Origin of the sequence: Scandinavium lactucae, assembly GCF_033843265.1 — a bacterium.
Lineage (GTDB): Bacteria > Pseudomonadota > Gammaproteobacteria > Enterobacterales > Enterobacteriaceae > Scandinavium > Scandinavium lactucae.
The window spans coordinates 294,961-314,800 of record NZ_JAWXRD010000001.1 but is presented as its reverse complement, the minus strand read 5'-3'; the positions used below and the strand labels follow the sequence as shown (position 1 = coordinate 314,800).

At 54.5% G+C, this 19,840-nt stretch carries 18 protein-coding genes; 5 read left to right on the top strand and 13 right to left on the bottom strand.

The window, feature by feature from the left end:
- Positions 1-2: 2 nt before the first annotated feature.
- From mraY to leuO, 11 genes are all read right to left on the bottom strand, one after another.
- Positions 3-1,085 carry a phospho-N-acetylmuramoyl-pentapeptide-transferase gene (mraY, locus tag SIK69_RS01445; protein WP_319628185.1) on the bottom strand — a complete coding sequence of 361 codons (1,083 nt, stop codon included), beginning with the start codon at positions 1,083-1,085 and terminating at the stop codon, positions 3-5.
- Positions 1,079-2,437, bottom strand: coding sequence for a UDP-N-acetylmuramoyl-tripeptide--D-alanyl-D-alanine ligase (gene murF / locus SIK69_RS01440; RefSeq protein WP_319785232.1), 1,359 nt, complete (start codon positions 2,435-2,437; stop codon positions 1,079-1,081). Before murF ends, mraY begins: the two co-directional genes overlap by 7 nt.
- Positions 2,434-3,921, bottom strand: a complete 1,488-nt coding sequence (murE, locus tag SIK69_RS01435; protein ID WP_319628187.1) for a UDP-N-acetylmuramoyl-L-alanyl-D-glutamate--2,6-diaminopimelate ligase — start codon at positions 3,919-3,921, stop codon at positions 2,434-2,436. Before murE ends, murF begins: the two co-directional genes overlap by 4 nt.
- Positions 3,908-5,674 carry a peptidoglycan DD-transpeptidase PBP3 gene (ftsI, locus tag SIK69_RS01430; RefSeq protein ID WP_319628188.1) on the bottom strand — a complete coding sequence of 589 codons (1,767 nt, stop codon included), beginning with the start codon at positions 5,672-5,674 and terminating at the stop codon, positions 3,908-3,910. Before ftsI ends, murE begins: the two co-directional genes overlap by 14 nt.
- 15 nt (positions 5,675-5,689) lie before the next feature.
- Positions 5,690-6,055: a cell division protein FtsL gene (ftsL, locus tag SIK69_RS01425; RefSeq protein WP_110510760.1), complete on the bottom strand. Its 366-nt coding sequence runs from the start codon at positions 6,053-6,055 to the stop codon at positions 5,690-5,692.
- Positions 6,052-6,993, bottom strand: coding sequence for a 16S rRNA (cytosine(1402)-N(4))-methyltransferase RsmH (gene rsmH / locus SIK69_RS01420; RefSeq protein WP_319628189.1), 942 nt, complete (start codon positions 6,991-6,993; stop codon positions 6,052-6,054). Before rsmH ends, ftsL begins: the two co-directional genes overlap by 4 nt.
- Position 6,994: 1 nt before the next feature.
- Complete coding sequence (gene mraZ / locus SIK69_RS01415) at positions 6,995-7,453, bottom strand: division/cell wall cluster transcriptional repressor MraZ (RefSeq protein ID WP_319628190.1); 459 nt, start codon at positions 7,451-7,453, stop codon at positions 6,995-6,997.
- A gap of 604 nt (positions 7,454-8,057) precedes the next feature.
- Positions 8,058-9,062: a catabolite repressor/activator gene (gene cra / locus SIK69_RS01410; RefSeq protein ID WP_319628191.1), complete on the bottom strand. Its 1,005-nt coding sequence runs from the start codon at positions 9,060-9,062 to the stop codon at positions 8,058-8,060.
- Positions 9,063-9,242: 180 nt separating this feature from the next.
- Entirely contained in the window at positions 9,243-9,734 is a 492-nt protein-coding gene (gene ilvN, locus SIK69_RS01405) for an acetolactate synthase small subunit (RefSeq protein WP_097162857.1), read from the bottom strand.
- A gap of 2 nt (positions 9,735-9,736) precedes the next feature.
- Positions 9,737-11,461 (bottom strand): acetolactate synthase 3 large subunit, encoded by a 1,725-nt coding sequence (ilvI, locus tag SIK69_RS01400; protein WP_319628192.1) that lies wholly within the window; start codon positions 11,459-11,461, stop codon positions 9,737-9,739.
- Positions 11,462-11,847: 386 nt separating this feature from the next.
- Complete coding sequence (leuO, locus tag SIK69_RS01395; RefSeq protein WP_319628193.1) at positions 11,848-12,798, bottom strand: transcriptional regulator LeuO; 951 nt, start codon at positions 12,796-12,798, stop codon at positions 11,848-11,850.
- A 640-nt stretch (positions 12,799-13,438) separates the two neighbouring features.
- On the opposite strand from leuO, the gene leuL reads away from it, so the two are divergent.
- The 5 genes from leuL to leuD all read left to right on the top strand — a co-directional run bounded on the left by leuL (position 13,439) and on the right by leuD (position 18,300).
- The gene (leuL, locus tag SIK69_RS22910; RefSeq protein WP_110510754.1) at positions 13,439-13,525 is read left to right on the top strand and encodes a leu operon leader peptide; all 87 of its coding nucleotides are present in this window, start codon (positions 13,439-13,441) and stop codon (positions 13,523-13,525) included.
- A gap of 93 nt (positions 13,526-13,618) precedes the next feature.
- Positions 13,619-15,190, top strand: coding sequence for a 2-isopropylmalate synthase (leuA, locus tag SIK69_RS01390; RefSeq protein WP_319628194.1), 1,572 nt, complete (start codon positions 13,619-13,621; stop codon positions 15,188-15,190).
- A complete protein-coding gene (gene leuB / locus SIK69_RS01385; protein ID WP_319785231.1) occupies positions 15,190-16,281 on the top strand; it encodes a 3-isopropylmalate dehydrogenase in 1,092 nt (363 codons plus the stop codon). Before leuA ends, leuB begins: the two co-directional genes overlap by 1 nt.
- A 2-nt stretch (positions 16,282-16,283) precedes the next feature.
- Entirely contained in the window at positions 16,284-17,684 is a 1,401-nt protein-coding gene (leuC, locus tag SIK69_RS01380; RefSeq protein WP_319628196.1) for a 3-isopropylmalate dehydratase large subunit, read from the top strand.
- A gap of 10 nt (positions 17,685-17,694) precedes the next feature.
- Positions 17,695-18,300: a 3-isopropylmalate dehydratase small subunit gene (gene leuD, locus SIK69_RS01375; RefSeq protein ID WP_319628197.1), complete on the top strand. Its 606-nt coding sequence runs from the start codon at positions 17,695-17,697 to the stop codon at positions 18,298-18,300.
- A gap of 54 nt (positions 18,301-18,354) precedes the next feature.
- Here leuD and SIK69_RS01370 read toward each other — a convergent pair whose 3' ends face one another.
- The gene (locus tag SIK69_RS01370) at positions 18,355-19,533 is read right to left on the bottom strand and encodes a sugar efflux transporter (RefSeq protein WP_319628198.1); all 1,179 of its coding nucleotides are present in this window, start codon (positions 19,531-19,533) and stop codon (positions 18,355-18,357) included.
- Positions 19,534-19,650: 117 nt separating this feature from the next.
- The gene (gene sgrT / locus SIK69_RS01365; RefSeq protein ID WP_319628199.1) at positions 19,651-19,806 is read right to left on the bottom strand and encodes a glucose uptake inhibitor SgrT; all 156 of its coding nucleotides are present in this window, start codon (positions 19,804-19,806) and stop codon (positions 19,651-19,653) included.
- Positions 19,807-19,840 lie beyond the last annotated feature (34 nt).

The window sequence follows — 19,840 nt, the reverse complement described above, 5'->3', positions numbered from 1 at the left end:
CATTAACGTACCTTCAGCGTTGCCAGGCCAATCAGCACCAGCATCAGCGAGATAATCCAAAAGCGCACGATAACGCGCGGCTCTGGCCAGCCTTTCAGTTCATAGTGGTGATGGATAGGTGCCATACGGAAGATACGCTGACCGCGCAGCTTGAACGATCCGACCTGCAAGATAACCGACAGGGTTTCCACCACAAACACACCGCCCATGATAACCAGCAGGAATTCCTGACGCAGCAGCACGGCGATAATCCCGAGCGCGCCACCGAGAGCCAGCGAACCCACATCGCCCATGAAGACCTGAGCCGGATAGGTGTTAAACCACAGGAAGCCTAACCCTGCGCCAACGATGGCGGTGCAGACAATCACCAGTTCACCTGCATGACGCAGGTAGGGGATATGAAGATAATTGGCGAAGTTCATGTTACCGGTCGCCCACGCCACCAGCGCAAAGCCCGCCGCCACAAACACCGTAGGCATAATAGCCAGACCGTCGAGGCCGTCCGTGAGGTTCACCGCATTACCGGTACCGACAATCACGAAATAGGCCAGCAGAATGTAGAAAATGCCGAGCTGCGGCATCACGTCTTTAAAGAACGGCACCACCAACTCAGTCGCCGGCGTGTCTTTCCCGGCCATGTACAGCGCGAAGGCCACCCCGAGCGCAATCACCGACATCCAGAAATACTTCCAGCGAGCAATCAGGCCCTTGGTATCTTTGCGCACTACTTTACGGTAATCGTCGACAAAACCGATGATGCCGTAACCGACCAGTACCACCAGCACACACCAGACGTACGGGTTAGACGGATAAGCCCACAGCAGAACAGACACCACAATGGCGGTCAGGATCATGATCCCGCCCATCGTTGGCGTTCCGCGCTTACTGAAATGCGACTCAGGGCCATCGTTACGCACGACCTGGCCAAATGACATTTTTTGCAGGCGAGCAATCATCCGCGGGCCCATCCACAACGAGATGAACAGCGCAGTCAGCAGGCTGACGATGGCGCGAAACGTCAGATAGGAAAAGACGTTAAAGCCGGAATAATATTTGACCAAATGTTCGGCCAGCCAAACTAACATGTACCGTTCTCCTGTAGAGCGCAAACCACCTCTTCCATGGCAGCGCTACGTGAACCTTTCACTAAAAGGGTAATAATCTGATGTTCTGCGACCAGCGCTTTCAGGCGGGAAATCGCCGCAGGCTTATCGGCAAAATGTTCACCTACACCGCTGGCATCACTTATCGTTTTACTGAGCGAGCCCACGCTAATCACGCAGTCGAGGCCGGCCGCTTTCGCCGCTTCACCCACCTGGCGATGACACGCCTCGCTTTCTGCGCCGAGTTCGGCCATATCGCCCACTACCAACACGCGGTAGCCTGGCATTTCAGACAACACTTGCGCGGCGGCGGTCATTGAACCGACGTTGGCGTTATAGGAGTCATCCAGCAGCAGCTGATTTTCAGCCAATTGGATCGGGAACAGGCGACCAGGCACGGCTTTCAGCGTGGCAAGCCCCGCTTTCACTGCATCTAAATCGGCACCGACCGCCATGGTCAGCGCGGCCGCAGCCAGCGCATTGGCGATATTGTGACGGCCCGGCAACGGCAGCAGTACGTCAACGCTGCCGACTGGCGTCTGTAGCGTAAATTCTGTGCCATGGCTGGTAACGTGAATGTTATTAGCTGTGAAGTCGCTGTTCGCCGCGTTGGGCGAGAAGCGCCACACTTTGCGTGAGCCAATGACATTCTGCCAGTTCAGCCAATCGTTATTGTCGGCGTTGAGGATGGCAATACCGTCGAGCGGCAGTCCGGTGAAAATCTCACCTTTGGCTTTCGCCACGCCGGCCAGCGAGCCAAACCCTTCCAGATGGGCGGCGGCCAGATTGTTCACCAGGGCCGCTTCCGGACGCGTCAGGCTGACGGTCCAGGCGATTTCGCCCTGATGGTTCGCGCCCAATTCAATCACCGCGTACTGATGGTCTTTGGTCAGACGCAGCAGGGTCATCGGTACGCCGATGTCATTATTCAGATTCCCGGCGGTGTACAGCGTGTTGCCGCACTGGCTGAGAATAGAAGCCGCCATCTCTTTGACAGAGGTCTTGCCAGAGGAACCGGTTAGCGCCACCACGCGGGTCGGCACCTGTTGGCGAACCCAGGCTGCGAGTTCGCCAAACGCCAGACGGGTGTCTTTCACCACCACCTGCGGTAAATCGCAGTCGAGTTTGCGGCTTACCAGCAGCGCACCCGCGCCAGCAGCTTGGGCCTGCCCGGCGAAATCGTGGGCGTCGAAACGCTCCCCTTTCAGGGCCACAAACAGGCAGCCCAGCGTCACTTTACGGGTATCCGTCGTCACATCATCAACGGTGGCGTCTTGCCCCAGCAGTTCGCCGTTAAGAATGTCTGCGATGCGACTCAGCGTCAGGCTAATCATGCGACAACTCCCAGCAGACGCGCCGCGGTGATGCGGTCGGAATAGTCGAGGCGACGATTGCCAACGATTTGATAATCTTCGTGGCCTTTACCGGCCAACAACACGACGTCGTTCTCTTTGGCCTGCATGATGGTGGCGGTCACCGCTTCCGCGCGGCCTTCCATCACTTTCGCATGGCCTGCGTCAAGCATGCCGGCAAGAATATCGTCAATGATGGCGCGCGGCTCTTCGGTGCGCGGATTGTCATCAGTGACCACGGCAATATCGGCGAACTGTTCGGCAATCGCGCCCATCAACGGACGTTTGCCTTTGTCACGGTCGCCCCCGCAGCCAAACACGCACCACAGCTTGCCGGTGCAGTGCAGACGAGCGGCTTCCAGCGCTTTTTCCAGCGCGTCTGGGGTGTGCGCATAATCCACGACCACCGTGGGTTTACCTGGCGCGGTGAACACTTCCATGCGTCCGCAAACCGGCTGTAAACGCGCCGCGGTTTTCAGTAGATCCGCCAGCGAATAGCCCAGCGCCAGCAGGGTAGCCAACGCCAGCAACAGATTGCTGACGTTAAATGCGCCCATTAAACGGCTTTCGATTTCGCCCTGGCCCCAGCTGGAGTCAAACGCAATCGTCGCCCCGCTGTCGTGGTAACGCACCGCCGTCGCTTTCAACCAGCGACCATGGCAGTTTGGATTGATGTGGTCTTCCATCGACACCGCCACCGCATCCGGCAGTTTTGCCAGCCAGCGTCGGCCCACTTCGTCATCGGCATTGATAATCGCCTGACCGAAATGGTGGGTGGAATAGAGCATCCATTTCGCCGCTTCGTAGTGTTCCATGTCGCCGTGATAGTCGAGATGATCGCGGCTGAGATTGGTGAACACCGAGGCAACAAATTTCAGCGCCGCCACGCGATGCTGTACCAGCCCGTGTGAAGAGACTTCCATTGCCGCAAACGACGCGCCCTGCTCTGCCAGACCGGACAGCACGTGCTGCACGTCAATCGCAGAACCGGTGGTATTTTCCGTTGGAACGACTTTGCCCAGCAGGCCATTGCCTACGGTGCCCATCACCGCGCTGGTCTCGCCGAGCCGCTGTGCCCATTGCGCCAGAAGCTGGGTGGTGGTGGTTTTGCCGTTGGTTCCGGTCACGCCGACCAGGCTCAGTTGTTCAGAAGGCTGGTGATAGAAACGCCCGGCCAGCGCGGACAAACGTTCATTAAGCTGGCTGAGATAAATGACCGGCACGCCGTGCATTTCGCGGATTTCGCCATCAGCGGCTTCATCTTTTGCTTCCGCAATAATGGCAGCTACACCTTGCGCTATCGCCTGCGGGATATACCGACGCCCGTCCGCCTGATGACCTAAAACAGCCACGAAGAGGTCTCCCGATGCCGCCACACGGCTGTCGAGTGTCATCTCTCGCAGTGCCCGCTCCGGTGCGCCTGGCACCCACGGAGCAAGAAGGTCGCGCAAATTACGATCTGCCACCTGTTCCCTCGCCTTGATTCGTCACAAATTCACTTTTATCGCCCGTCGCCAGCGCATCCGGTTCGATGTTCATGGTGCGCAGAACGCCGCCCATGATGGCACCGAACACCGGCGCGGAAACGGCACCGCCGTAATATTTACCTGCCTGCGGATCGTTAATAACCACCACCAGCGCGAAACGCGGCTGGCTGGCTGGCGCAACGCCCGCGGTGTAAGCAATGTATTTGTTGATGTACTTACCGTCTGGACCCACTTTTTTCGCCGTACCGGTTTTAATGGCGATGCGATAACCTTTGATGGCCGCTTTTACGCCGCCTCCGCCGGGCAGCGCCACGCTTTCCATCATGTGCACCACGGTACGAACGATAGGTTCCGGGAAGATACGCTCACCGGGAACCGGAGGATCAACTTTGGTGATCGACAGCGGGCGATACATCCCGTAGCTGCCAATCGTGGCGTAGACTCGCGCTAACTGTAACGGCGTTACCATTAGCCCATAGCCGAAAGAGAAGGTGGCCCTCTCTATGTCAGACCACCGTTGTTTTTGAGGATATAAGCCACTGCGTTCTCCGACCAACCCCAAATTGGTCGCCTTTCCCAGCCCAAAACGAGAGTAAGTATCTACTAACGCTGAGGACGGCATCGCTAACGCCAGCTTGGAGACACCGACGTTACTCGACTTCTGTAATACCCCGGTCAGGGTCAATTCGCTGTAGCGCGCCACGTCTTTGATTTCGTGGCCGTTAATTCGATATGGAATGGTGTTCAGCACGGTGCTTTCATTGACGATCCCGCGTTGTAGCGCAGTCATCACCACCATGGGCTTAACGGTGGAACCCGGTTCGAACACGTCCGTAATGGTGCGGTTACGCATAATGTCTTTCTGCGTACCGGTCAGGTTGTTCGGGTTGTAGGAGGGGCTGTTAGCCATCGCCAACACTTCTCCAGTGCTGACATCCACCAGCACGGCGCTACCGGATTCCGCTTTGTTAAACGCCACGGCGTTATTCAGTTCACGGTAAACCAGCGCCTGCAGGCGTTCGTCAATGCTCAACGCCAGGTTATGTGCGGCCTGGCTGTCGGTTGATGAGATATCTTCTATGACGCGACCGTAGCGGTCTTTACGCACGATACGTTCGCCCGGCTGACCGGTGAGCCATTTATCAAAGCTCTTTTCAACGCCTTCGATCCCCTGGCTGTCAACGTTGGTGAAACCGATAAGATGAGCGGTCACTTCCCCTGAAGGATAGTAACGGCGGGACTCTTCCCGCAGATGAATCCCCGGCAGCTTGAGCTTTTTGATGTAGTCGGCCATATCGGGATTGACCTGACGTGCCAGATAGATAAAGCGCATCCGCGGATTGGAATTGATACGCGACGCCAGCTGATCGAGGGGCATGTTCAGGGCATCAGCTAAGGCTTTCCAGCGGTTGTCGATGCTGACCCCGCCTGCATCATGCAGTTCTTTCGGATCGGCCCAGATAGCCTTCACCGGCACACTGACAGCCAGCGGACGACCGGAACGGTCGGTAATCATCCCGCGCGAGGTCGTCACTTCCTGCACACGCAGGGAACGCATGTCCCCCTGACGCACCAGCATGTCGGGGTTAATAATCTGTAGCCAGGCCACGCGGCCCAGCAGGAAAGCCATCGCCAGCAAAATGCAACCGCAAAGCAACGCAAAACGCCAACTGATAAAGTTGGCCTGTACTTCCGGACGTTTTGGTTTAAGCGTCTTTGCCGCTGCTTTCATGCGTCGTGATAATCCTTATTTCTGTACAACGATGTTTTCCTGGGAAGGATCGACATGCTGCATTTGCAGCTTCTCCGTCGCGATCCGCTCAACCCGGCTATGGTCGCCGAGGGCATTCTCTTCGAGGATCAGGTTACGCCACTCAATATCGAGCGCATCGCGTTCCAGAACCAGTTGTTCACGTTGGGCGGTTAACAGACGCGTATGGTGCGCCGTGGTCACTACCGTTATTGCCGACAAAATAATGCAAATGAACAGGCAGAGTGGCAGCTTCCCAAACCGCAAAAGATCGTCGCCGATCACGCCAGGCAAGGCATGGCGCTCGTTGCTTCCTAACGACCCTTTTACTTTGCTTAGGGCTTCTGACACTCTGCTGATCATGCGTTCGTCCTCTCTGCAATACGCAGCACTGAACTACGAGCGCGTGGATTCTCTGCCACTTCTTGTTCGCCCGGCATCAACTTGCCTAGTGCTCGCAGATGACGGCCACCCAGTTTCCTGAGTTGCTCTTCAGTCATCGGAATTCCCGCCGGAACCTGCGGACCGCGGCTTTGCTCACGCATGAAGCGTTTCACAATACGGTCTTCCAGCGAGTGGAAACTGATGATGGAGAGCCGCCCACCCGGGGCCAGCACGTCGAGCGAGCTTTTTAGCGCCTGCTCTATCTCCTCAAGTTCACTGTTCACCCAGATGCGCACCGCCTGGAAAGTACGGGTCGCAGGATGTTTGAATTTGTCTTTCACCGGCATGGCCGCCGCGATGACTTCCGCCAGTTCTTTGGTGCGGGTCATCGGCTCAATGCGGTTGCGCTCAACGATGGCGCGCGCAATGCGCTTGCCGAACCGCTCTTCGCCGAAGGTTTTAATCACCCAGGCGATATCAGCTTCTTCTGCATTGAGCAGCCACTGCGCGGCAGACTGACCGCGCGTGGGGTCCATACGCATATCCAGCGGTCCGTCACGCATGAAGGAGAAGCCACGTTCAGCATCATCAAGCTGTGGTGAAGAGACACCAAGATCGAGCAGAATACCGTCGATCTTGCCAATCAGATTGCGCTCTGCCACGTAGTCAGCCAGCGCAGAAAAAGGTCCATGCACGATGGAAAAGCGGGAGTCATCAATGGCGTTGGCCACGGCGATAGCTTCTGGATCGCGGTCGATAGCGATCAGCTGCCCTTGCGCACCCAGTTGCGAAAGGATCAGGCGTGAGTGGCCACCACGACCAAAAGTGCCGTCAATGTAGGTACCGTCAGGGCGAATGTTCAGGCCGTTTACAGCCTCGTCCAGCAGTACCGTTGTATGTTTAAAATTTTCCATCATTTTATAATGACAAGTCCTGCAACCGCTCCGACAACTCTCCGAAGGCGGACTGCTCAGCGTCGATATCTTCCTTGACCCGTTGATACCAGGTCGTTTCATCCCACAGTTCAAACTTGTTGAACTGTCCGACCAGCATCACTTCTTTGGTCAGTCCGGCGTGTTGCCGTAAAACCGGCGTAATCAGCAAACGACCGGCGTTGTCCATTTGACATTCGCTGGCATGTCCCAGTAACAGACGCTGTACGCGGCGCTCTGCGGGATTCATGCTCGACAGTCGCGATAATTTTTGCTCGATGATTTCCCATTCGGGCAGCGGGTAAAGCAGCAGGCATGGGTGATGGATGTCAATGGTGCAAACCAATTGACCAGTAGCGTTCTCAATCAGCAAATCCCGGTATCGGGTTGGGACGGCCAAGCGCCCTTTGCTGTCGAGATTGACTAACGTAGCTCCACGGAACATGCCAGCCTCACCCCTTTTCTCCACTTTCACCCACAAATCCCCACCTGAAGGAGTTTACGGAGCGGAGGAAAAGCTTGTCAAGCCAGCACTGGTGCTATACGAGTCCGAAAACTCAATAATAAGCACCAATATTCGCCCTGATTAATTTCTGTCCAGCGAACGAGGCAAAATAACGTCATGAATAGTGGCAAGAAAAAAACCAACAGGTTCGTAACGATTTTGAACAACCCAATTTCACAAAGGTGAAAATATAAAGTGTCAGTTTGCGACGTGCGCGGCATTTTAGGACATTCTTATCCGCGTTGATAGCCCTTGTGGGAACTGTTTCTACCCGCCCGAAGCCCTTAAGCGTGAGGAAATGTGGAGAGCATGAATGAAGTGACTGTTAATTCTGCAAAACGCGACAAGGATGTAACAAAACAATACAAACGAAACCGTTCTTTACTTTTCATTAACCTAAATTAATTACCTCAGAGCCTTTTTAGCGGAACGGTAAATAGTGAAAGAAGGCGCTTTAAGGAATTGTCCGAATAAGAATTTTCATCTTTTTCAGGAGGGATATTCGGAAAGGCAATTTTCGAGCGTTGCCTTTCCGCTTTTACACTTAACGTCGGCTGAGACTGCCACGACGATACAGATTACGTCGAATTCGGCTCAGGCCCGGTTTCGGTTTCCGCGGTTCATCGAGGCTGGCGAGGACGATTTCCAGCACCCGTTCAGCCACATCGCGGTGACGCTGAGCGACGGCCAACACCGGGCACTGGAGGAAATCGAGCAGTTCGTGATCGCCAAACGTGGCGATAGCCAGTTCGGAAGGCAGCTTCCCTTCGCGCCTCAGCGTTACGTCCATGACGCCTTGCAGCAGAGCAAACGAGGTGGTGAACAGCGCCTGCGGCATCGGATGCGTTTCCAGCCACTTCTCAAACAGCTGCCCGGCAGCTTCACGCTCGTAGCTGTTGGCATACAGGAAATTCACTTCGCGCGGGTCATCTTTCCATGCAGAGCGGAAACCCTGTTCGCGCAGAAAACTCACCGAGAGTTCGGGTAACGCGCCAAGATAGAGCACCGTGTCTGCCGGGAATTTGCGCAGTTCAGCCGCCAGAGCCTCGGCATCTTCCTGATCGGCCCCGACAACGCTGGTGAAATGTTCACGATCGAGGGCCCGGTCCAGCGCGACGATTGGGAACGGATCGTTGGCCCAGCGCTGATAAAATGGATGCTCAGGCGGCAGCGAGGTCGATACAATAATCGCATCCACCTGGCGCTGGAGCAGATGCTCAATGCAGCGCATTTCGTTATCAGGCTGATCTTCAGAGCAGGCAATCAGCAACTGATAACCACGCTGACGTGCCTGACGTTCGAGGTAATTGGCAATCCGGGTGTAACTGGTGTTTTCGAGATCGGGAATAACCAGGCCAATCGAGCGCGTACGGCCCGCACGTAAACCGGCGGCGACAGCGTTCGGATGATAGTTATGCTCACGTACAACGGCCATGACCTTTTCGACAGTTTTATCGCTGACGCGATACTGTTTCGCTTTTCCATTGATCACATAGCTCGCCGTAGTGCGTGACACACCCGCCAGCCTGGCGATTTCATCCAGTTTCACAATTGCCCCTTGCGTAAAATGTACAATCCATAACCATTGTTAAATCATGGAATAAATTCCATAACATCTAAGCGCAGAATGCGGACAGCGGCAACCGCTTTTGTTGACACTTACCGCTGATTTCGCAAAAAAAAGCCCGGCGTCTGGCGTCGGGCTATGGTTTTCAGATGAAACCCAGACTTATCGCATGATTTTGTCGCCACGCGACAGGCCAACCACGCCAGATCGCGCCACTTCGACAATGCGCGCCACATCACGCAGCGAAGCAAGAAACGCATCGAGTTTGTCGCTGGTCCCGGCCAGCTGCACGGTGTAAATAGACGGGGTCACGTCGATGATTTGCCCGCGGAAAATCTCGGTATTGCGCTTCACCTCTTCGCGTCCGTAGCCGCTGGCCTGGACTTTCACCAGCATTATCTCACGCTCAACGTGCGCGCCCTGCCCCAGCTCGCTGACGCGCAATACGTCGACCAGTTTGTGCAACTGCTTTTCGATCTGCTCGATCACCTTTTCATCGCCAACGGTCTGAATAGTCATGCGTGAAAGTGTCGGATCGTCCGTCGGGGCCACGGTCAGACTTTCAATGTTGTAGCCACGCTGGGAGAAAAGCCCAATCACGCGCGATAACGCACCCGACTCATTCTCCAGTAAGACTGATAATATCCGGCGCATAATCAGGTTCTCTCCGTTTTGCTCAACCACATTTCATCCATACCGCCACCGCGAATGTGCATCGGGTAGACGTGCTCGCTGCCGTCGACGATGACATCCACAAACACCAGGCGGTTGTTGCGAACCTGCTCCAGCGCTTCGCCCAGTTTGGCTTCCAGCTCGGCAGGATTACTGATGCGCATGCCGACATGGCCGTATGCTTCGGCCAGACGCACGAAATCAGGCAGCGACGACATATAGGATTGGGAATGACGGCCGGAGTAGATCATGTCCTGCCACTGCTTCACCATTCCGAGATAACCGTTGTTGAGATTCAACACCAGCACCGGCAGTTCATACTGCAACGCGGTAGACAACTCCTGGATGTTCATTTGAATACTACCATCACCGGTCACGCAGACCACCGTTTCGGCGGGCAGCGCCATTTTCACACCCAGGGCCGCAGGCAGGCCGAAGCCCATCGTGCCGAGGCCACCGGAGTTGATCCAGTGACGTGGTTTATCAAATGGATAATACAGTGCCGCAAACATCTGATGCTGACCCACGTCAGACGTGACGTAGGCTTCACCATGGGTCAGTTTCCAGATGGTTTCGATAACAGCTTGAGGCTTGATGTGTTCACTCTGCGTGTCGTACTTCAGACACTGACGACTGCGCCACTGGTCGATTTGCTGCCACCAGTCGCGGATATCATCCAGTGGCTGCAAGGCACTCTCTTGCTCAAGCATCTCCAACATTTGTTCCAGCACCTGGCGTGCATCACCCACGATTGGCACGTCGGCAGACACCGTTTTGGAAATTGATGTCGGGTCGATATCAATATGCAGCACGGTGGCGTTCGGACAATATTTCGCAAGGTTGTTGGTGGTGCGATCGTCGAAGCGCACCCCGACAGCAAAAATCACGTCGGAGTGGTGCATCGTCATGTTGGCCTCATACGTCCCGTGCATCCCCAACATACCCAGCGACTGACGATGGGTCGCCGGAAATGCCCCCAGGCCCATTAACGAGGAGGCGACCGGCAAATTCAGCTTTTCAATGAGTGTGCGCAGCACCGCTTCGCTGGAGGACGTAATCGCCCCGCCACCTACGTAAACCACCGGTTTCTTAGCGGCAATCAGCGTTTGCAACGCGCGCTTAATTTGGCCTTTGTGCCCGGTGGTGGTCGGGTTATAGGAACGCATACTGACCGCATCCGGCCAGCTGTATGGCAGTTTGTTGGCCGGGCTCAGAATATCTTTGGGTAAATCGACCACCACCGGGCCAGGGCGGCCACTGGCAGCCAGCCAGAATGCCTTTTTCAGAACGCCGGGGATATCTTCGGTCTGCTTCACCAGGAAGCTGTGTTTTACCACCGGGCGAGAAACCCCCACCATGTCGCACTCCTGGAAGGCATCATAGCCAATCAGCGAGGTGGCAACCTGCCCGGAAAGAATAACTAAAGGAATGGAATCCATGTAGGCAGTCGCAATCCCGGTGATAGCATTGGTCGCACCGGGACCGGACGTCACAAGCACTACGCCAACTTCGCCAGTCGCACGCGCCAGGCCATCCGCCATATGTACGGCCGCCTGCTCGTGACGAACCAGCACGTGGTCGATCCCACCGACAGTGTGCAGCGCGTCATAAATATCGAGAACCGCGCCCCCGGGATAGCCGAATACCTGCTTCACGCCCTGATCGATTAACGATCGAACGACCATCTCGGCGCCAGTCAACATCTCCATGGTTTGCCTCCAGGCTTAGTGTAATGACGGCGGAACTCATTTCCGCATCGTCATACAACAGGGTTTAACCGCGCCCCGTTGATTTTTGAATGACAGCATTTCCTTAACATAACCGCTCGCCTCCGGGCAGGCAATCAGCCGCCCAACGGTCACAACCTCGGATTACAGAACAATAGAAAGGTGCAGGAAAACTTAATGGTGGAATACTTCAGAAATAAGAAAAGATGATAGGGAAAACTCGAAGGATAAGGCACATCACAGGCGATCATGCATTTTTAATCTGAGCGCAGGCGATCAGATGAAAGTACATTAGTGGAAAATATCGGAATTTAGAAAATTTATGGAATAAACCAGATGCTTTTACATCTGGTTTATTCGCATCGGTTTTAATGACGACAAACGGAGACCAGTAACTCTTCCATCCACTGATGGCCTTTGTCGCGACCCGCAGCTTCATGCCAGGAGAGGAAACAGGTCCGACTGTTTAATTTCATCGGCAGCGGTAATAACTGAAGATTGAGTTTTTGTTTAAAGCCCTCAGCTAACCAGCGGGGGGCAATAGCAATAAGTTCGGTTTGCGATACCACATTAAGCACGCTGATTAACGCCATTCCCTGATAGGCAATACAGGCCTGTTTTTCTGGCGTATCGTACCAGGGTTGACTGAATGAGGCATAACGCTCGAGAGAAACCGTGGCATGTTCCTCCTGATAAATATCGCTTTCTTTCAGCGGCCCCACCAACCGAGGATGGTTGGCACTGGCCACTAACACCATTTCATCGTGAAATAACGGCACGCAGGCAAACTCGGGACGGCGGAATTCTTCGTAACCGATAACAAACTCAAGTTCCTGATAGCGTAACTGGTGTTCAGTATTTTGATTTAAGCAGGACTTAAACACGAGATGGATATTCGGTGCGACCTCATTCACATTATTAAGAATTAATGAGGTTAAATAATTATCAAGAGGACTACAGACGCAAAGATTAAACACCCGTTCACTGCTGATAGGTTCGAAGCCAGAACCCGGCAACTCGTTTTGTACTAATTGCAACGCCTGGCGGATGGAACCAAAGAGCTGAGAGGCTCTGGCTGTGGGCTGAATGCCGCGTCCATAGCGCACAAACAGTTCATCGTTGAACATCACTTTCAGGCGAGAAACGGCGTTACTGACTGCGGGCTGCGACATTCCCAGAATATGTGCAGCACGGGTAATATTTTGTTCCTGCATTACTGCATCAAAAACTGTCAGCAAATTGAGATCCACCGAACGGAGCTGGGGGCGGATATGCTCCTGTCCCGAACCGGGTTCGGGGACTTCTTTTTCAACGATCATACTTGACTCCACTGTCACACATAGCTCCCTTTGCCTGGATACAGCAATAATTTCTGAAAATATGATTTACCATGCATATACATTCAAAAGAAGAGATACAGAGAAAATTAGGATTTTATAAAGTTTTACCTGCAGAACTCGGTTAGACAAGGGTTAACGCAACGTTGAGCGCTGTTCAATTCCCCATCAATCAATAACTGCGGCTTTGTAGTCAAATTTTACTCATAAACCAGAGTAATAAACAACAGCACTTTAGAACAAGAATAATTTAGTTGTACTTAAGGACTTTTTAAAAAATCAGTATTCACATAACAAATTATTATCATTAAACTGTGAAAATTCCTAAATTCATCTTCTCTTCCATACGAATCATCACTATATCATTGCGTTACCGCGGAGTGCTGAACGTGCCAATCCGTTTCCGGATGCAAATAATTATGATGAGATGATTCATTTTATTAAAACAGTAAACGCAGATTAAAACAATCTGCGAAAAATAACCCCGCAATCAGCACAATTAGCTAAAGAAGTTTCTGAGCGTCGCCCTGTTGAATACGTGCCTTACCTCAGAAAAGGTTGACAGTGCCTGCCATATCCAGTACCACTAAAAGCATAACGCATTCATCTGGAGCATGACGCAATGATTCGTACATCTCGTTTCACCGGTCTACTACTACTAAACGCATTCATTCTGCGCGGTAGACTGGTGGGCGACGTTTTACGTTAAGTCATCTCCCAGTAAGACTAAAAACCCGCGCCTTAGCGCGGGTTTTTTTATGCTCGTAGCAAGGCGACCTAAGACTGACAAGGACCTAAAACCATGAGCCAACAAGTCGTTATCTTCGATACCACCTTACGTGACGGTGAACAGGCATTACAGGCAAGTTTGAGCGTGAAAGAGAAACTGCAGATTGCGCTGGCCCTCGAGCGTATGGGCGTTGACGTGATGGAGGTCGGCTTCCCTGTCTCTTCCCCTGGCGATTTTGATTCCGTTCAGACCATTGCGCGCACCATCAAAAATAGCCGCGTCTGCGCCCTGGCCCGCTGCGTTGAGAAAGATATTGATGTTGCGGCTGAATCGCTGAAAGTCGCTGAAGCCTTCCGTATTCATACCTTCATTGCCACCTCGCCGATGCATATCGCCACTAAGTTGCGCAGCACGCTGGATGAGGTTATCGAGCGCTCCATCTATATGATTAAACGCGCCCGTAACTATACCGACGACGTGGAGTTTTCTTGTGAAGATGCGGGCCGCACGCCGATTGACGACTTATCTCGCGTGGTAGAGGCCGCCATCAATGCCGGGGCGCGTACGATTAACATCCCGGACACCGTGGGCTACACCATGCCATTCGAGTTCGCCAATATCATCTCCGGCCTGTATGAGCGCGTGCCTAACATTGATAAAGCCATCATCTCCGTTCACACCCACGACGATTTGGGTCTGGCGGTCGGGAACGCCATCGCCGCCGTCCACGCCGGAGCGCGTCAGGTTGAAGGTGCCATGAACGGGATCGGTGAACGTGCCGGTAACTGCTCGCTGGAAGAAGTGATCATGGCTATCAAGGTCCGCAAAGACATCATGAACGTGCAGACCCAGATCAATCACAATGAAATCTGGCGTACCAGTCAGACCGTGAGCCAAATTTGCAACATGCCGATCCCCGCGAACAAAGCGATTGTTGGCACAGGTGCTTTCGCGCACTCCTCCGGTATCCACCAGGATGGCGTGCTGAAGAATCGCGAAAACTACGAAATCATGACCCCGGAATCCATCGGCCTGAACCAGGTGCAGTTGAACCTGACCTCACGCTCTGGCCGTGCCGCCGTGAAGCACCGCATGGATGAAATGGGCTACAAAGAAGCCGACTACAGCCTCGATAACCTGTACGACGCATTCCTGAAACTGGCAGATAAAAAAGGTCAGGTCTTCGATTACGACCTGGAAGCCCTGGCCTTCATTAACAAGCAGCAGGAAGAGCCTGAACATTTCCGTCTGGATTACTTCAGCGTGCAGTCTGGCTCTAACGATATCGCCACTGCCTCGGTCAAACTGGCCTGTGGCGACGAAGTGAAAGCTGAAGCCGCCAACGGTAATGGCCCGGTCGATGCGGTGTATCAGGCCATTAACCGCCTCACCCAATACGACATCGAACTGGTCAAATACGGTCTGACCGCCAAAGGCCATGGCAAAGATGCGCTGGGCCAGGTAGATATCGTCGCCAATTACAACGGTCGTCGCTTCCACGGCGTCGGTCTGGCGACCGATATCGTTGAATCCTCCGCCAAAGCGATGGTTCACGTGCTGAACAGCATCTGGCGTGCCAATGAAGTCGAAAAAGAGTTGCAGCGCAAAGCGCAGAATAACGAGAACAAAAAGGAAACCGTGTAATGTCGAAGAACTACCATATTGCCGTTTTGCCGGGTGACGGTATTGGCCCGGAAGTGATGGCGCAGGCCCTGAAAGTACTGGAAGCCGTTCGTCAGCGTTTCGATATCCGCATCAGCACCAGCCACTATGACGTAGGCGGTATCGCCATCGACAAGCACGGTAAACCGCTGCCACAGGCCACCGTCGAAGGCTGTGAACAAGCGGATGCAATCCTGTTCGGTTCCGTAGGCGGCCCAAAATGGGAACATCTGCCCCCGGCTGAACAACCAGAGCGCGGGGCGCTGCTGCCGCTGCGTAAGCACTTCAAGCTGTTCTCCAACCTGCGTCCAGCCAAACTGTATCAGGGCCTGGAAGAGTTCTGCCCGCTGCGCGCCGATATCGCCGCAAACGGCTTCGACATTCTGTGCGTGCGTGAACTGACCGGCGGCATTTACTTCGGTCAGCCAAAGGGCCGTGAAGGCAGCGGACAGCATGAGAAAGCGTTCGATACCGAGGTGTATCACCGTTTTGAAATTGAGCGCATTGCCCGCATCGCGTTTGAATCGGCGCGTAAACGCCGTCACAAAGTGACCTCGATTGATAAAGCCAACGTGCTGCAGTCGTCCATTTTATGGCGTGAAATCGTGAACGAAATCGCCAAAGAGTATCCGGACGTTGAACTGGCGCATATGTACATCGACAACGCCACCATGCAGCTGATTAAAGATCCGTCGCAGTTCGACGTGCTGCTGTGCTCCAACCTGTTCGGCGACATTCTGTCTGATGAATGCGCGATGATCACCGGTTCAATGGGGATGTTGCCGTCTGCCAGCCTGAATGAACAAGGTTTTGGCCTGTATGAACCGGCAGGCGGTTCCGCCCCGGATATCGCGGGCAAAAACATCGCCAACCCGATTGCGCAAATCCTGTCGCTGGCGCTGCTGTTGCGCTACAGCCTGGATGCCGACGCGGCGGCCACCGCTATCGAAAGCGCGATCAACCGCGCATTAGAGCAAGGCGTGCGCACCGGTGATTTGGCGCGTGGCAATGCCGCCGTCAGTACCGATGAAATGGGCGACATCATCGCCCGCTATGTAGCTGAAGGGGTGTAATCATGGCGAAGACGTTATATGAGAAATTGTTTGATGCGCATATTGTGCACGAGGCACCAAACGAGACCCCGCTGCTGTATATCGACCGTCATCTGGTTCATGAAGTGACCTCCCCGCAGGCTTTTGACGGTCTGCGGGCGCACCACCGCCCGGTGCGTCAGCCGGGTAAAACCTTCGCGACGATGGATCACAACGTCTCGACCCAGACCAAAGACATCAACGCCTCCGGTGAGATGGCTCGCATTCAGATGCAGGAGCTTATCAAAAACTGTAATGAGTTCGGGGTGGAGCTGTATGACCTGAATCACCCGTATCAAGGCATTGTGCATGTGATGGGGCCGGAACAGGGCATCACCCTGCCGGGCATGACTATCGTCTGCGGTGATTCGCATACCGCAACCCACGGGGCGTTTGGTGCCCTGGCCTTCGGAATAGGCACCTCCGAAGTGGAACACGTGTTGGCGACGCAGACCCTGAAACAGGGCCGCGCCAAAACCATGAAAATCGAAGTGAATGGCAAAGCTGCGCCGGGCATCACCGCCAAAGACATCGTGTTGGCGATCATCGGTAAAACCGGCAGCGCGGGTGGCACCGGTCACGTGGTCGAATTCTGCGGCGACGCCATCCAGGCGCTGACCATGGAAGGGCGTATGACCCTGTGCAACATGGCAATTGAAATGGGTGCCAAAGCGGGCCTGGTCGCACCGGATGACACTACCTTCAACTACGTGAAAGGCCGTCTGCACGCGCCAAAAGCGGAAAACTTTGACGCCGCCGTGGCGTACTGGAAAACCCTGAAAACCGACGATGGTGCAACATTCGATACCATTGTCACCCTGCAAGCTGAAGAGATTGCCCCACAAGTGACCTGGGGCACCAACCCAGGACAGGTGATTTCCGTCAATGACAGCATTCCCGATCCGGCTTCGTTCGCCGATCCGGTTGAGCGAGCAAGTGCTGAAAAAGCGCTGGCCTACATGGGCCTGAAGCCGGGCGTCCCGCTGACCGACGTGGCTATCGATAAAGTGTTTATCGGCTCCTGCACCAACTCCCGCATTGAAGATTTACGCGCAGCGGCAGAAATCGCCAAAGGTCGCAAAGTCGCACCTGGCGTTCAGGCGTTAGTGGTGCCAGGCTCCGGCCCGGTAAAAGCACAGGCCGAAGCGGAAGGGCTGGACAAGATTTTCATTGAGGCCGGTTTTGAATGGCGTTTACCGGGCTGCTCAATGTGCCTGGCGATGAACAACGATCGCCTCAACCCGGGCGAGCGCTGTGCCTCAACCAGCAACCGCAACTTTGAAGGCCGTCAGGGCCGCGGCGGACGAACCCATCTGGTCAGCCCGGCGATGGCCGCAGCGGCTGCCGTTACCGGCCATTTCGCCGACATTCGTAGCATGAAATAAGGGCACCATCATGGCAGAGAAATTTACCCAACACACCGGCCTGGTTGTCCCTTTGGATGCGGCTAACGTGGACACCGATGCGATTATCCCTAAGCAGTTTTTGCAGAAGGTCACCCGGACCGGCTTTGGCGCACACCTGTTTAACGACTGGCGCTTCCTTGACGATAAAGGCGAGCAGCCAAACCCGGAATTCGTGCTGAACTTCCCGGAGTTTAAAGGCGCGTCGATTCTGCTGGCGCGTGAAAACTTTGGCTGTGGTTCATCGCGAGAACATGCCCCGTGGGCGTTGACCGATTACGGTTTCAAAGTGGTGATTGCCCCGAGTTTTGCCGATATCTTCTATGGCAATAGCTTCAACAACCAGCTCCTGCCGGTCACGCTCAGCGATGAACAGGTCGACGATTTGTTCCAGCAGGTACAGGCGAACCCGGGCATGACGTTTGAAGTGGATCTGGAAGCGCAGGTGGTGAAAGCCGGAGACAAGTCGTACAGCTTCAACATCGACGCGTTCCGTCGCCACTGCATGTTGAACGGTCTGGACAGCATCGGGCTGACGCTGCAACACGAAGGTGCGATTTCGGAGTACGAGAACAAGCAGCCTGCGTTTATGAGCTGATTTTTTGCCCGGCCAGGCCGACATAGGATCGTAGGCCTGGCCGGGCAATAAAAACTAAACGTCCTTCACCCGACAGGTCAGTCCCAGCGTTACCACTGCCACCGCCGCCATCACCCAATACACCGCGTGATGACCAAAACTCTGTGAGACCGCCCCCTGAATCACCCCGGCAATAATGACCCCGGTTGAAATGCTGTTGGTAAACAGCGTGGTCGCAGAACCCGCCCTGCCCGGCATCAAATCCTGGAACCACAACATTCCTATCCCGGCGATAATCCCGATAAACACCGCGTTGAAAAGTTGCAGGAAAAGTAGCGCCTCATGGGAGTGAAACAGGATCAGCCCAAAATAGAACAGCACCCCGGCCGCCACGGCGGTAATCATCATCGGCCGCTTACCGAAGCGTTTCACATAATATCCGGCGAGGATCATCGCCGGGATCTCCAGCCCGGCGGCGGTGCCCATCAGAATGCCCGCCAGATTATCAGGCAGCCCCAGATCGCTGCTTATCCACAGCGGCATGTCGATGATGTACATGGTATTGCAGGTCCACATCAGGGTTGATGCCACAAACAGCATCCGCACATTTTTATCGCCCCAGCCGCTAACCTCGGTGACTGCGACATCGGCGGAAGTCTCGACGCGCGACACCGACGGCAGCGCAAAGGCAATCAGCACCAGACTCAGGAAAAATATCCCAGCCGCTATTGAGAACATGGTGGTGAAGCCGTAATTCAGCGCCAGCATAAAGGCCAGCGGCGGGCCAATCACCCACGCCAGCGACAGCTGCGCACGCATCACCGAGCTGAACATCACCACTTCACGCGCTGAGCTGTCGGCATACTCACGGGCCAGGGCAAACAGCTGCGGCATCAGGGCATTGGCGAGCGAGGCCAGCATCACGCCGCAGATAAGCAGCGTCAGATAATGCCGATTAAAGGCAAACAGCAACGCATTGCCGACCGCCATCAGGCAGCAGAACAAAATCAGCTTGCGGCGATCGCCCTGGCTATCAGATCGTTTAGCCAGCCCCAGGCTGACCACGATCCCGGCGATGGCGTTGACGGTATAAAACAGGCCGACCCAGAATGGCTGCACGCCTACCTCCCGGCTGAGGAACAGGCTTAACGTCGGCATCTGCAATGCACCCGCCACGCCTACCATAAACGCCACCAGCATAAAGGCAGCGTACACCCCGTTCAGTCGTCGTCCCATCGTCGCTAACCAATGCATGCTTATTCCCGTCGCACAAAAAAAGAAAACGAAAAAAGCCAGCAGAAGCATTCTGCTGGCGGGTCTTTCAAGGCTCTCGCCTGATACCAATACTCAGTCACACATGATTAAGTCAAGTCAATGAAGATCCGAAACCGGGTTTGTAACATCCCACTGCATCAAATCTTCCAGCATTTTCAGGCGCATTCCTGCGACCAGGCGGGCCAGCCATGACGCTCCCTGCGTCGCCAAAAAGTACTGTTGGTAAAACTGACGGGCAGTTGGCTTCTTCATCTTCACCTCCTCACTTCATCGGGAGTGATTATTG